The organism is Tunturiibacter gelidiferens (assembly GCF_051013345.1).
Classification (GTDB): domain Bacteria; phylum Acidobacteriota; class Terriglobia; order Terriglobales; family Acidobacteriaceae; genus Edaphobacter; species Edaphobacter gelidiferens_A.
In genome coordinates this window covers 3,936,370-3,948,321 of record NZ_CP132939.1, presented here as the reverse complement: position 1 = coordinate 3,948,321, position 11,952 = coordinate 3,936,370, and the positions used below count along the sequence as shown (strand labels likewise).

Annotated in this window: 14 protein-coding genes and 1 pseudogene; 7 read left to right on the top strand and 8 right to left on the bottom strand. The window is 55.5% G+C overall.

Annotated features, from left to right (window positions below):
* Positions 1 to 31: 31 nt before the first annotated feature.
* Together RBB80_RS19725 and RBB80_RS19720 are read left to right on the top strand one after the other, a co-directional pair.
* Positions 32 to 451, top strand: a complete 420-nt coding sequence (locus RBB80_RS19725; protein WP_433964146.1) for a multicopper oxidase domain-containing protein — start codon at positions 32 to 34, stop codon at positions 449 to 451.
* 89 nt (positions 452 to 540) lie between these two features.
* Entirely contained in the window at positions 541 to 759 is a 219-nt protein-coding gene (locus RBB80_RS19720) for a hypothetical protein (protein ID WP_433964145.1), read from the top strand.
* Positions 760 to 863: 104 nt separating this feature from the next.
* Here the strand turns inward: RBB80_RS19720 and RBB80_RS19715 are convergent, their stop codons facing one another.
* Positions 864 to 1,067, bottom strand: coding sequence for a multicopper oxidase domain-containing protein (locus RBB80_RS19715; protein WP_433969769.1), 204 nt, complete (start codon positions 1,065 to 1,067; stop codon positions 864 to 866).
* Between the two features lie 16 nt (positions 1,068 to 1,083).
* Positions 1,084 to 1,452, bottom strand: a complete 369-nt coding sequence (locus RBB80_RS19710; RefSeq protein ID WP_433964144.1) for a DF family (seleno)protein — start codon at positions 1,450 to 1,452, stop codon at positions 1,084 to 1,086.
* A gap of 124 nt (positions 1,453 to 1,576) precedes the next feature.
* Here RBB80_RS19710 and RBB80_RS19705 point away from each other — a divergent pair, with 124 nt between their 5' ends.
* Positions 1,577 to 1,765, top strand: coding sequence for a hypothetical protein (locus tag RBB80_RS19705; RefSeq protein WP_433964143.1), 189 nt, complete (start codon positions 1,577 to 1,579; stop codon positions 1,763 to 1,765).
* Positions 1,766 to 2,186: 421 nt separating this feature from the next.
* On the opposite strand, the pseudogene RBB80_RS19700 reads toward RBB80_RS19705, so the two are convergent.
* Both RBB80_RS19700 and RBB80_RS19695 read right to left on the bottom strand, forming a co-directional pair.
* Positions 2,187 to 3,110 (bottom strand): annotated as a pseudogene (locus RBB80_RS19700) (IS110 family transposase); the annotation flags it as partial.
* A 555-nt stretch (positions 3,111 to 3,665) separates the two neighbouring features.
* Positions 3,666 to 4,367 (bottom strand): hypothetical protein, encoded by a 702-nt coding sequence (locus RBB80_RS19695; protein WP_433964142.1) that lies wholly within the window; start codon positions 4,365 to 4,367, stop codon positions 3,666 to 3,668.
* Between the two features lie 173 nt (positions 4,368 to 4,540).
* On the opposite strand from RBB80_RS19695, the gene RBB80_RS19690 reads away from it, so the two are divergent.
* The 4 genes from RBB80_RS19690 to RBB80_RS19675 all read left to right on the top strand — a co-directional run bounded on the left by RBB80_RS19690 (position 4,541) and on the right by RBB80_RS19675 (position 8,244).
* Positions 4,541 to 5,962 carry an FAD/NAD(P)-binding protein gene (locus tag RBB80_RS19690; protein WP_433964141.1) on the top strand — a complete coding sequence of 474 codons (1,422 nt, stop codon included), beginning with the start codon at positions 4,541 to 4,543 and terminating at the stop codon, positions 5,960 to 5,962.
* Complete coding sequence (locus RBB80_RS19685; protein WP_433964140.1) at positions 5,959 to 7,230, top strand: chloride channel protein; 1,272 nt, start codon at positions 5,959 to 5,961, stop codon at positions 7,228 to 7,230. Before RBB80_RS19690 ends, RBB80_RS19685 begins: the two co-directional genes overlap by 4 nt.
* A gap of 85 nt (positions 7,231 to 7,315) precedes the next feature.
* Positions 7,316 to 7,510, top strand: coding sequence for a helix-turn-helix domain-containing protein (locus tag RBB80_RS19680; protein WP_433964139.1), 195 nt, complete (start codon positions 7,316 to 7,318; stop codon positions 7,508 to 7,510).
* Entirely contained in the window at positions 7,510 to 8,244 is a 735-nt protein-coding gene (locus tag RBB80_RS19675; RefSeq protein WP_433964138.1) for a LysR substrate-binding domain-containing protein, read from the top strand. Before RBB80_RS19680 ends, RBB80_RS19675 begins: the two co-directional genes overlap by 1 nt.
* A gap of 214 nt (positions 8,245 to 8,458) precedes the next feature.
* Here the strand turns inward: RBB80_RS19675 and RBB80_RS19670 are convergent, their stop codons facing one another.
* From RBB80_RS19670 to RBB80_RS19655, 4 genes are all read right to left on the bottom strand, one after another.
* Positions 8,459 to 9,163: a YoaK family protein gene (locus RBB80_RS19670; protein WP_433964137.1), complete on the bottom strand. Its 705-nt coding sequence runs from the start codon at positions 9,161 to 9,163 to the stop codon at positions 8,459 to 8,461.
* A gap of 24 nt (positions 9,164 to 9,187) precedes the next feature.
* Entirely contained in the window at positions 9,188 to 10,627 is a 1,440-nt protein-coding gene (locus RBB80_RS19665) for an alginate export family protein (RefSeq protein WP_433964136.1), read from the bottom strand.
* Positions 10,627 to 11,565 (bottom strand): VOC family protein, encoded by a 939-nt coding sequence (locus RBB80_RS19660; RefSeq protein ID WP_433964135.1) that lies wholly within the window; start codon positions 11,563 to 11,565, stop codon positions 10,627 to 10,629. The genes RBB80_RS19665 and RBB80_RS19660 overlap by 1 nt, the downstream gene beginning before the upstream one ends.
* 73 nt (positions 11,566 to 11,638) lie before the next feature.
* Complete coding sequence (locus tag RBB80_RS19655; protein WP_433964134.1) at positions 11,639 to 11,911, bottom strand: DUF1427 family protein; 273 nt, start codon at positions 11,909 to 11,911, stop codon at positions 11,639 to 11,641.
* Positions 11,912 to 11,952 lie beyond the last annotated feature (41 nt).

Below are 11,952 nucleotides of genomic sequence, written 5' to 3'. Positions count from 1 at the left end.
CTTCGATGAGCGAGAGGTATGGAAAATGGGCTTGGCAGAGATTTCCCGACGCAGGTTTCTTGTAACAGCGGGTGCCGTAGCGGGAGTCTCGGTTGTGCGCCCGCAGTCGCTCTACGGTTCGTCGCCCTCACCGCTCGCCCAACCCGATATGCCTGCTGACTACACGCTCAACATCGCGACGAAACCAATCGAATTAGCTCCCAAGCACATCGTGTCAGTAACTACCTACAACGGTCAGTTTCCGGGTCCTCTCCTGCGCTTGAAAGAAGGCCGGCGGGTCACGGTCGATGTACACAACGACACCGACGTTCCAGAGCAGCTTCATGGCATGGGCAGGCTATTCCGCCAGACGCAGACGGTGCGGCAGAGGAAGGAACGCCATTCATCCCTCCTCATGGAAGCCGCAGAATTTCGTTCGTTCCAAAGCACTCTGGCTTTCGCTTCTATTTAGGCAACGCCGCGCCTGCCGTAGCGGTCGTTACTGCACTTGCCAGTCTGGCTTGCTGTCTTCCCGTGGGCATTGCGGCTTTGCTCGGAAGCGTGGGCCTTGGCCTTGCGTTTGAGCGCCACCGCCCCTGGCTCATCGCATTGAGCGTGGTGTTTCTTGTCTTGGGTGCCTATAGCCTCACCCACACAGGCCGAAGCTGTAGACGATTCCCCAAAGCCCTCACAATTCTTTTCTCGGTCGCTGTAGTTGTCGTATTTGTTATCGCTGCGTTTCCTGAGTGGGTGGCCAGCATGATGCTGAACCTGAGATAGACTTCGCATCATGGTACCGACTCCTGGAGGTAGGCGACCCTGGCGAGTTGCCGGCGTCCATACTGACGGGATGCAGATGAGCTAGAACGCTTTCTCTGGGCGGTTCACGCGTAATCGAACAGGGACATGAAGCCATAATCCATGTGAAGCTGCTGGTGGCAGTGGAACAGGGTTAAGCCAGGGTTATCCGCGGTGAAGTCTATCTCGGCTTCCTGATATCCCCCAACCATCACTACGTCTTTCAGGACTCCCGAAGTCGGTTGCCCGGCAATCTTCGTCAACTCAAGCGTGTGGCGATGAAGATGAATTTACGTCGGATGGTCTTCACGCTGGGACTCCCACGTTTGCCATGACCTCACGAATCGTATCTTCAATCCACTGTTGCGGTGGGAGACCCTGTCTTTTACCTAGCACAACATATGTCCTGCATCCGACGCCGAAGTGCGGCGAGTGGCGCGCCGCAACTTCTACGTCCAGGCCGTTCACTCGAATGGATGGTGATCCCAGGAAACGAGTCTGCGTCGCCAACTCGTCACTGTTGACTTGAAGCAGTTCTACCGCGGACTGTACGCCGATATTTTCCAGTGTTGCCTGCACCTGCCTCAGAGCAGGCAGGTAGTTTGGACAACCTGCAAATCCCAATACCTCGACTTCATCCGGGCTTCTTTCTACCGGAGAGCGTTGTTGATACACAGCAAAACACGGGGCATCCAGGTTCCGTGCCTCCAGTCTCGCTCAACGATCGTTCGCACCTCCCGCGCAACGAAAGAAGCTATCTTTTCTGGACCGCTTTCTTACACTCTGGATATCCCTCGCAATGGCTGTCGGCGTAAGCATCGGCCACTTCGTTCCTAACTCGGCGGCCTTCGTCAATCGATTTCAGACCGGCACGACCAATATCCCCATCGCCATCGGGCTCATCATCATGATGGAGGGTGCTGGCGAGGGTGCTGAAACTGGATTTCGCGTATTTCCCAGTGTTTTTGAATGCCTAAGGGTCCTGTAGTTAGCCACCAACGCCAATAAACCATTTAGTTACAATTACTTAGCATAACTGTCACGACGGGGGTCAGCGGACATATTGGTAACGAGAAACGCGCTACTGTTTACTGATTTCCAGTGGGTGACCTTCCACGTGGACGTGTAGTCGGGTTTCTATGAGCAGTCATTTACGTCAGGGGTTTTTTGTTTTTTTCTTCATAGCGTTATTGTCTCTTTGTCTTTGCTGCTGTTGGTTATGGTTGTTCCGCGTTGTTGTTCTCCGCCGTGTTTCTATTCGTACTTTGAGTGAGCCGTTTGGCTCTGTGTCGGTTGGAGTCAGTCGGAGAAGTCGATGCTGCCAGTTTTCGGACGGCCTTACGAAGGCCCACGCCGACACGCAGTCACCGCGATGCGGGGTTCAGCAACAGGGAACATGATTCGGATCCTCAGGCAGCTACTGCATAGAACGGGAGGTATGGCTCTTGCGTGACCCAGATGCGATGAAGCAGTACTGCCAACTTGCCGGCGACGGCGACGATGGCACGATTACGGGACTGTTTGCCTCCGCGCGAAGCCAGATGCAGGCCCCACTGACGTAAGGTCGAGTCTCTTCCATGCGGCCCGAGAACATGATTGGCGCACTCGACCAGCAGAGACCTGAGGTAGATATTGCCAGCCTTGGTGATGCCGAGTTGCGGGTCGTGGTCCCCGGATTGGCTGCGTCTCGGCCGCAGGCCGAGGTAACAGCCGACATCCCGACTTCGCTCGAAGCGTTCCTTGCTGCCCAGCGTCAGAACGTACGTCAGTGCCGTGAGCTGGCCGACGCCATAGACCTGGATCAGCGCCTGCGTCTCTGGGTACTCCATCTGCGTGAGTCGCTTGATGGTACGGTCGTACTGCTTGATCTTTACCGTCATCGCAGCGATCTGTTGGAGAACCGGGCCGAGTGCCTGAGCCAGACCTGGCGGCAGCACGGCCATGCAACGCTTGGCGAAACACAAGGTGGACGACGCTGGCAGAGGGTAGCCGCAGGGTTTCGCCAGCCCGCGCACTGAGTTCACCGCCGCCATCCGCAGACCAACGATCAGGTTGCGGGCACGGATCAAGGTCAGAGCTTCCTGTTGAGCAACCGTGCGATGACAGATCGGGCGCAGGATCTTCGGATCGAGCCGTGCGTAGCGAGCGATCTTCTCGGCGTCCACTGTGTCGCTCTTCCGATCACTGTGCGAGATCGCCCGCAGCTCCCTCACGTTCGCCACGATCACCTCGTGGCCCATCTCCTGAAGTTGTTCGCTGACCCAGATCGAGTACGTTCCAGCCTCCATTGCGATCCGGGCCTTAGCTAAATCGGTAAACCACTTATTGACCCCCGAGGGTGTCGTTCGAAACCGCCCCGGTCAACCACTTCTCCATCTTCGTTGAGCGTGCAGTAATGGCTCCAGACATCCCCAAGATCGATCCCGATCGTCATCCCTACCTTGGTGATGCTGCGTGGAACTTCCGCGATGAAGTGTTGCGATGGCTTTTTCATGGCATAGTCTCTCCGATTCGAAGGACCTGCTCATCCCATCTGTGGGACAAGTGCAACCGGCACCCACAATCCTCGGGAACCACTTCTCCTAGTAGCCGGTTGTTCGTCCAAGTGGACTGGATTTGTACACACTGGCCGACATTTCGGTACTAATCGGCTCTTTGTTGAGCGCATTGGCGATTTATCACTCCCGGAGATTCAGGTGCACTACTTCATGGTGCCGGTCGGTACGGTTGGAGAAATTTCCTGTAATCGGTCCCATAATGGACCTTCGAAACCTCAGGATTCCGAGCCACGGGGTGTCTTGGCAGAGAGAAGTAAATGCTGGAGGCCGCACGCCATGAGCGGCAGTACGGCCGCCTCTCCCTAATTGGAGAATCGCTCTACGCCATACTTAGTTTCCCTGCATCTGCATCTGATGCACCTTGTAGTCGCTCTCGACACTGAGGCGTCTTACAACCGTAAGCCCGTTGGGGCCAAGTAGAAACGTGGTGCCTGTTTCATTGTTAGTCACCCGATGTCTCACGTCCTTGACTGTGGCGAGTTGAGTCGGAGCAGAAGCGGCGATATCGATCACCTGGTAGTCACGCCCAACTGCAGAGACGTACTTGAAGGGTTGGCCTGTGACGAGAAGGCCGCTTTCTCCCAAGGTTTCAGCCGAACTGAGATCTGTCAATGTCGAGATCACGCGAAACACAGGCCTCTTGGCCTTCCGTAGATCGAGCACGGCTTCCTTCTGACCGTCACGAAAATACACGAGTTCAGCATTGTTGCCGAGAGGACGAATGAAATCAAAAGCGCCCTCTCCTGATAAAGGCGTGCTCAACACCAGCTTGATGCGAGCCGGATCCGTAACATCGAAGACTGATAAGCGAGCGCCTTGCTGCTGCTCGACATAAAGATACGTGCTTCCTGCATTGTCGGAGTGAAGAAAGAGTGAATTGCCCGGTGCCTGCGCCTGCTCCGGAAGATCACGGGCCTGCATGACTACCAGTTCCTTCGACCTCGAGTGGATCTCTGCCTCTGCTGTTGATGTTAGGACTGCTGCCGCGACAACTAAGCCAATTGCGAGTGTGGATTTGATGGTGTTGTTCATGGTGTTTCTCCTTTTCGAAATTCAGTGTCGAACCTCAGAGGCCGTCATGTCCAAGTAGTAAAAGTGATGCGGTATAAGCGTGGGGATTTTTCGGAATCGATGTCGAAACGCTGCTTATACGGCATAACAATTAGCGAATTCCGTTGGCGCAAGTTTCGCCCTAATGTCGAAACATGACTACACGGAACGTACCAATCACGACAATCGCAATCATCGGCGGAGGGGTAAGTGGAACCCTCACGGCATTTCACCTAGTTCGGCAGAAAACGCCGGCACGTGTGATTCTCATCGACCAGCGGCCTGATTTCGGGCTTGGCCTGGCTTATTCCACTCCGAGCCTCCGCCACCTGTTGAATGTTCCCGCGGGGAAGATCAGCGCACTTCCCGATCAGCCAGATCACTTCCTCAATTGGCTTCGTAAGAATCATGATCCGGCAGCAACTGAGAAGACTTTTGCTCCACGAGCGGTATTTGGGCGGTACATCCAGTCTCTCCTGAAATCTACGAGGCAGCTAGAACAGGAGATCGCAACAGTCGTTGATGTCCGTCAGCAAGACTCCGGCGCCGTGCTTACGTTGGATAACGGATGCGAGCTACGGGCCGACCTGATCGTTCTGGCAACCGGAAACTTCGACCCCGCTCCTCTTCCGGGAATCACGAAGGCCGCCTCCGATTCGGGTTTGTATCGCCACAATGCATGGGCCGCGGAAACGTACGAGGGATTGCATCCCGAGGCGCCTGTTGCTCTCATCGGAACAGGTCTGACCGGGGTCGATGTCGTGCTGAGGCTGCGTGAACTCGGACACCGCGGAAGGATCATTGCCATGTCTCGTCACGGCATCTTTCCGAATCGGCATGACGATTACATACCCCTGAGTTCAACTGCAATTCCGTCAGATACGCCGACCACCTGTGTCGCGTATCTCCGCGCTCTGCGCGCTGCAATTCGCGGAGGTGCGGAGTGGAGACCCGCTATCGATAGCCTCCGGGAGACGACCAACGAACTGTGGCTTCGCCTGCCGATCGAGGAAAAGAAGCGCTTTCGCCGCCACTTGCAGCGCAGATGGGATGTTGTACGCCACCGCATGGCGCCGCCGATTGCCGACGTCATCGAATCCGAGCTTCGGAACGGCACTCTGGAGATCCGCGAAGGCCATCTGAAAGCCGTCGATGCCTCTCCTGCAGGCGCCTGCATAACTGTTCTTGCACACAATGACAGTGAGAGCTTCTATGCAGATCGAGTGATCAACTGCACTGGACCGAGCATGAACTACCGCAGCATCCCTTCAACTCTTCTCCAAAACATGTTCAACAAAGGACTCGTAGCCTCCGGTCCTTTAGGAACTGGATTCCATTGCTCGAAGGATGGAGCGGTCATCGACGCCGGTGGTCACCCTTCAGAAATCATCTTCAACCTTGGCCCGGGCCGCCTCGGCGATCTTATTGAGTCCATCGCGGTTCCTGAAATCCGTCAGCAGGCCGTTGAGCTTGCCTCGACACTTGCTGATCGCATCAGGTCGAAATACATAATTACTGAAAAGACGAAGACAGGATGTGCAACACCGGAGTCAACCGGAGAGTTGGTAGCAGCATGACCACCGCAGCGGTCACCAACGTCAGAGGCACTGAGCGGGCGGTGACATCGTGGCTGGCATCCACTGGTTGGGCTATCGTTCTCGGAGCAGCCAGCGGCTCGGCCTGTGTCGCAATAAGGCTCTTCTTTCGCCTTCTTCAGTGGGTCTTTGTTCAGCAGACGGGAATGTTACCCATCGCGGCAGCAACGTTGCCTCCCGCGCGTCGTATCTTGACCCCGATCATCGGAGCGGCGTTAGCGACTCTTGTGGGCTGGATGATGCGGAGGTCGGCACCGGATTTGCACTTTGAAGAATATGTGGAAGCCATTCGTCTCAGAAATGGCCGAATTCCTCTTCTTTCGACGGTTTGGCGGACTGCCTCCTCTGCCTTTTCCGTAGCCACCGGCGCGGCGATCGGGCGGGAAGGATCGATGATCCAATTTGCCGCTGCAATCTCCTCATGGGTAGGAGAGCGATCTCCCTTACGGAATCTGTCGTTGTCGCGGCAGGTAGCCTACGGGGCTGCAGCCGCGGTCGCGGCAGCTTATCAAGCGCCGATCGCCGGAATATTCTTCGTCACAGAGATTGTCCTGGGTGAGTGGGCCTGGAGCGACATTCCTCAACTGCTCTTGGCCTCAAGCACTGGTTGGCTCATTAGCCGCCTTTTGCTGGGTGCTGGCCCTCTCTTCCCGGTAAGGGGATCATTGCCGATTACGCACGATCTGCTTTGGGTTCTCCCTCTGGCTCTTGTTCTGGGTGCAGTTGGCCCGGCCTATCAAAAGCTTCTTCATTTCTCTGGAGTAGCGAAACGTCTGCCCTTCGCACTGCTATGGAGCGGCCTTGCAGTGGGTGTTCTCGCTCTAATCGACCCCAAGGTTTGGGGAAACGGGGACGCCGCACTCCTCGGAATTTTGCAGGATAAAACAATGCTCCTTGGAATCGCCGGTGTGCTTGCCTGTCGCCTGATCGCTACAACGTTCTGCGTGGGAACAGGCACGGTGGGAGGAGTCTTCACTCCTACCCTCTTTGCCGGTGCTGCTCTCGGTCTCGCGGCAGGTCACTTATTGCACAATCCGGAGCCGTCGATATTGGCTATCTGCGGCATGGGATTCCTGATGGCTGCTGTGACGCACGCCCCTTTAATGGCAGCTCTGATGGCGGTAGAACTTACCGGGCAATGGCACCTTCTGGCGATCATTCTGCCGTGCAATCTGTTCGCCTCGTTGATTGCTCGTACAATCTCGCGTGAGTCCCTCTACGCCATTGCCAGCCCGAAGCCAGCGCAATGAAAGATTAGGTTTCGGCATAGACTCTGGTCCTCGCGCAGATGCCGGCTTGGTTGGAATGTGAGGGGAAACAGGAGGCGAATAGGTCATGATAGAGAATTTCCGCATTCGAGTATTCAGGGCAGTCGGACAGCATTTAAACTTCAGCCGGGCCGCAGAAGAACTGTTGCTCACGCAACCTGCAATCACCCAGCAGATCAAGGCGCTTGAAGAGGAGTTCGGCGTACCTCTATTCGATCGCGGGGGTGGACATATCGCGCTGACAGCCGGGGAAAGGCGCTGATGCCCTTTGCAGAGAGAATGAAGGAGCTCTCCGACGAAGCCTTTGCCGCGGTGGCGGAGGCATTTGGACAACATGCGGGCGAACTGGCTCTGGGGGCCTCCCAGACCATCGGTCAATACCTCCTACCAACGTTCGTGGCTGCATTTCGGCGCTCAAACCCTAAGGTTAAAGTCACGGCTCGCAGCGGAAATACAGATGAGATGCTCGAAGCCCTCCTCGCGCGAGAGATTCAGCTGGCGCTCATCGAAGGTCCGGAACAGCGGAAAGATCTCCATATAGAACCGTTCATGGAGGATCACATGGTACTGGTCGTCCCCGCAACTCATGGATGGGCCAATCACGATATTAAGGTGGAGGATCTGAAGAGCGAACCTTTACTAATGCGTGAATTTGGCTCCGGCTCAAGAAGAGTGGTGGAGCAAGCGCTTTCGAAGGCCGGAGTGAAGACGAAGGATCTGACGATTAGCATGGAGCTCGACTCGACCGAAGGTCTGCTGAACGCGGTAGAAGCCGGCCTTGGAATCACCTTCGTCTCGAGGTGGGCGGTCCGAAATCAGCTCTCTCTAGGAACGCTAAAGGTCGCTAGAGTGCAGGGGTTGAAACTGTCGAGGCGATTCTCGATGGCATATCCTGCGGGTCCAGAACCAACAGGTATCGTCGGTATCTTCCGAACATTCTTGCTCTCTCAGGCAATTGAAATGGCGCCAAAAAGGATAGCCAGAACAAATGCCTAGTTACAACAGGCCAAGCGCTCACTGACCTTGAGCTGGGCTACGCTTTGAGGGATCCCATACACGCGCTAGTGCTACTGATTTCCGGTGGGTGGCTTTTCACTTGGGCGAAAAGTCGGCAACTTGGACACTTGCCGGTTTTTCGTCCCCTTGGCTGAGAATACTGACTAGGAATGATTCAACTCGGATCCACGTTGATTCTCCTAGACATTTATGACTACATTTCTGCTTTTCTTGCGCAAGGGAAGCGTGACGATATCAGCAACGCGAGGCTGCAAAGTGACGACAGTACGACGGAAAAAGCGAGAGCCAAGAAGACGGAGAGCCTTAGGGTTATCGAGCCTAACGTTGCACCAGCAAACATCGCCACCACCGCTGCAATTCGCCGCTGCAAATGGGGATTGGTTCCGCGCGCCAGGGACGAATCCGCAGCAATGCCCGTGATGGTCAACGTCAACACTGTCGTTGTCAGGTCTGGGACGGCTAACTTACGTACGGCGGCATTTCTCATCCCCATCGCTATGGCAGTGAAAGCGATCATCGCGTAAAGCCGCAGGAGATGCGGAGATGAAACGGCATTATAGCCAAGTGCGGCCAGAGTTGCCCCGACTAAGAAAACAATCTCCAACGCAAAAACCAAACTCGCCGCACGAAACTGCGCCACTGCGTTTGCGCCAGCCATGATGCGACCGCCAACCGCGGCGCCTGCAAGAAACCCGCAGAGAGCAGTGATTGAACGGGCCAAGGACACCTGAGGTACGCCCGTACTCGCAAATGCAAGAAGAACGATGTTTCCCGTCATGTTTGCTGTGAATACGTGACCGAGAGAAAGGAAGCTCACTGCATCGACAAGACCGGTAACGGCGGTCATCCCAAGCAGCGCATATGGGAGGATTGAGTCTGCAGTCAGCGCTTTCCACATAAATCAACACCTCTGCTCGTCAGACTAAAACTTGTAACCGGTCCACAAAGCCCAGTAGTTGAGGTTGCGCCCAGGTTGCGTCTCCTTCAGGAAACTGCCCGCATAAAAGATTCCGTAGTCGCCTTGAAACCATAGGTGACGAGTCTTCTGCCAGCGAATCTGCGTGCCCGGCCTATGTCCAACATAACGCGCCTCGCTTGCATTGCCGGCACGGATCAGGCTTCCCGGTACGTTGTAGACGCCATCGTCAAGACTCTCTCGCCACTGCACGATCCAATCAAAAGAGGCAGCGACGTTGTGAGGCAGTGCCATCTCGACGTGAGGATGAACATCTATAAAGTTGATTGGGCCGGGTCCGGTCGTAGCCAAGACGCCGAAGTAGTCACCCTTTGGGAAGAGAGGATTGAACGTGCCCAAAGTACTCGTGGATGGATGATCGCCGCTTGAGACGTCGGCCTTCACGCTAAGACGCGGCTTCAATGGCGTACTTGTAAATCGATAGCCGGTTTCTGTAGCAACCGTCCACGCTCGAATATTTCCCGAACCAAACGTGCCGAACTGCCACAGAGCTTCATTGTCAAAATCCCAACCGGGCCGCTCGGTCGCAATGGGATGCGAGAGTCGCCCGCCGAAGGAGTGACGTACTTCCTGAGCGATGCCCCGTTGAAATGTGGCTTGCTTTCTATCCAACCCCAGGTAGTAGAGTTCTACTGACGTTTTCGGCGCGGGTCGCGAAGCATAAACGCCCCAGAAACCTACCTGGTGGTTTGGCTGATCGTCAAAAAACCCAAATTTGTCCAGGCGTGGACGCATGGCGAATCCATCCACCAGCCATTCATTGATTTTGCTTTTGACCAGGAAACCAGCAAAACTCAGGCGGACATTCGGTCCCTCGCGAACGTCGATAAGCCGTCCGGATCCGTACTCGAGCTCCTGTATTCCGGCCCTCACCTCGACCGAGTTCTGACCTTCTGCGGTTCCAACCTGCAGGAAGGCGGCTTGAAAGTCGAGCTTCTTTTCGTCGATCGGACGCGGGCCACCATTCCGGAAGGAATTGATACCGCTCTTAAAGTCGACAAACGTGCGAACGTGCTTTCCGGAATGGATATCGAAACCCAGCATGTACCTTTCATTCAGGTATTCATTCCAGTAAGGAGCCTGTCCCCAATAATCGTTGCCTATCTGCTCCCAAACTTCCCTGGCTTCTCCGCTGATCGTCATGAACCAATCATTGCTATCGCCTCGAAGCCGGATAAATTTGAGCGGGTCCCAGAAATCCTGACGGTTGGCGGGATTAGCCAGAAAGCTCCAGTCTTCGTCCTCACGCAATAACTTGATGCTCCTGTCAGGCGAGTCCGGGATGGCAGAAGATACGGACTGTGCCACTACAGGAGTTCGTGTTACGAGCAACACAACTGCCGCCAGCATGGGAAAAATCGCATCAAGGTGTTTGCTCAACATCATTATTTCGGTTTTTCCGCGACCGAGTGGATCTCAGCAATGTATCCGCCTGGGAATTGGACAACTGCAGAGGTTCGCTGATCGGCTGTGTAGGGAGCAACCAGAATCTCGACCCCGGCAGCCTTGGCCTTCGTTAGCGTATCGGTTAGGTTCGGCACCTCATACCCCGTGATTTCCCGCCCATATGGATACGGAAGATGGCCGTCCGTCACGAACACGACTAGCTTCTCGAAACCCGATTCGATCCGAATGCGCCGATAGGTTTCGCCCGGCTTCCCGATCTCAATGCCGCGAGCATGTCTATCATCAGAGACAACCCTGCCGTGACTGAACGCAACATAGCTTGCCACGAATGCAGTTGCACGATCGGCGGACACATAGACACGGTTTTCCGGAATGGTTTGAAGCGCTTTATAGGACGGCGCGGTCGTGTGCCAATAGAGCTGCGTGTTCACGCCGCCCGGCCACTGGATAATGGCATCTCGTCCGATTGGGTCATTGAATGAAGTCACAAGAACGTCGGCGCCTGTCGTGCGAGCGGCCTGGACCGCGGCATCGAGATCGGTCACGAGGTAACCCGTTCGCTCTGCGCCAAACGGATACGGAACCGGAGTCTTGAACCCGAAAACCGACAGGGTTCCTACGGGTGTCAGCACCAACTGGGACATGGTGCTGCTCGGAGTTGGCGTCACGGTGAAGACGCCCTGTTTGGATGTGGTCCCGCCGAAGGTAGCTACGAGGCTGGCAACGAAGCGATCGAAATCCTCGGGCGCGACGTAGACGTGGGCCGTATCGTATTGCGGCTCCACGGTCACGTTGGGTGTCACCGTAGCCGCGTCGGCGACTGCCAGGGCGGTGCCACGCATCGGGAACAGACGAGCACTTCCTGTACTCAGAAAAATCGCGATAGCAATCACGCCAAAGGATCTAGTGATACGCATTGTGTTTCCTTTCACGAGGGGTCAATATCACACGATGTTGGCTCGAAGCTCTTATGGCACGGTGAGAACTCTTTCAGTCCGCGTGAGGCTGGTCCGCGTGAGGCTGAATTGATACAGATTGCACATTCGCTCGCTGATCCCAATGCTTACCCACGAGACAAACGGATGCAGCATGTGTCACGCTGACATTTTTCGTAAGAACCCAACCGCCGAGCTGTTCTCCGAGCACCATTCCCAGGAGGCCGAGCAGAGCGACGATTGGCGGGGCCGGACTCTTTACGCGAATCACTCCGTACAGAATGCCGACAAACAAACCCGCAGCAAATGAAATGAGCAGTACCTTCATCAGTTGCTCTCCCTTCCAGTTCTTCAGGCCATTCTTTCGTC